This window comes from Streptomyces sp. NPDC008163, from assembly GCF_042956885.1.
Lineage (GTDB): Bacteria > Actinomycetota > Actinomycetes > Streptomycetales > Streptomycetaceae > Streptomyces > Streptomyces drozdowiczii_A.
This window is the reverse complement of sequence record NZ_JBIBHG010000032.1, coordinates 1-1,421: the sequence shown is the minus strand read 5'-3', so window position 1 is coordinate 1,421 and position 1,421 is coordinate 1. Positions and strand designations below refer to the sequence as shown.

Genomic DNA, 1,421 nt, shown 5'->3' with positions numbered 1-1,421 from the left:
CAGATCTGGAAGAGGGGGTGGCGGGCGAGTGTGCGGGTGGGGTTGAGGGCGTCGAGGACGAGGTCGAAGGGCGCGTCCTGGTGGGCGAAGGCGTCGAGGTCGGCGGTGCGGACGCGTTCCAGCATCTCGCGGAAGGTGGGGTTGCCGTCGGTGTGGGTGCGCAGGACCAGGGTGTTGACGAAGAAGCCGACGAGATCGTTCAGTGCTTCGTCGGTGCGCCCGGCGACGGGTGAGCCGATGGCCAGGTCGGTGCCCGCGCCCAGTCGGGTGAGCGTTGCGGCGAGTGCGGCGTGGACGACCATGAAGGGCGTGGAGGCCTCGGCGCGGGCCAGCTCACCGATGCGCCCGAACAGGTCGTCCCCGAAGGTGACTTCGAGCTGGCCACCCCGGTGCGAGGCCCGTGCGGGACGCGGGCGGTCCAGATTGAGGGCGTGCTCCTCGGGGAGCCCTTCCAGCGTCTTGTGCCAGAACGCCAGCTCCTGGGAGAGCACGCTGTCCGCGTCGTCGGCGGCGCCGAGCGCCCGCTGCTGCCAGACCGCGTAGTCCGTGTACCGCACCGGCAGCGGTTCCAGGACACTCGCGGTCGCACCCGCGCTCCGCGCCTCGTAGGCCCGGGAAAGGTCATCGAACAGCACACCGGTGGACCGGCCGTCCGTCGCGACGTGGTGGACCAGGAGCAGGAACACCCAGGAGTCGTCGTCCACCTCGAACAGGGTTGCCCGGACGGGGAGTTCGGTCCGGAGGTCGAAGACATGGCGCGCGGCCCCGGCCATGGCGCGGTCCAGCTCACCGGAGGTCACCATGCGGCGCTCGACCGGCACCTGGGCGTCCGCGGCCGGTACGACGTGCTGGCGCGGTTCGCCGTCGACCGTCGCGAACACGGTCCGCAGGGGGGTGTGGCGTACGACCACGTCACGCAGCGCCGCGTCGAGCACACCGGCGTCCAGCGGACCGGTGAGCCGCATCGCCATCGGCACGTTGTACGCGGCGCTGCCGCCGTCCAGCTCGGCCATCAGCCACAGCCGGCGCTGGGCGAAGGACACGGGCGCGTCGCCGTCGCCGGACCAGGCCCCGGCGGTGAGCGGCGGGAGCGCGGGCCGGCCGTCGAGGGTGGCGATGTGCTGGGCGAGGCGCGCGGGCGTCGGGTGCTGGAACACGTCCCGGATGGTCAGCCGGATGCCCAGCACGTCGGCGAGGTGGTTGGTGAGGCGGGCCGCCAGCAGCGAGTGCCCGCCATGGGCGAAGAAGCTGTCCTCGACACCCACCGGCCCCGGCGTGCCCAGCACCTTGCTGAACAGGGCGACCGTGACCTCTTCGAGCTGACTCCGCGGGGCGCGGCCCTCGGAGACGACGGCGGCCGGTTCGGGGAGGGCGCGTCGGTCGATCTTGCCGTTGGGGGTGAGGGGGAGGCGGTCGAGGAC

General features: G+C 72.7%; 1 protein-coding gene. It reads right to left on the bottom strand.

The window, feature by feature from the left end:
• The coding region (locus tag ACFZAT_RS33325; RefSeq protein WP_391269696.1) for a condensation domain-containing protein at nucleotides 1-1,421 on the bottom strand (1,421 nt) is incomplete at both ends.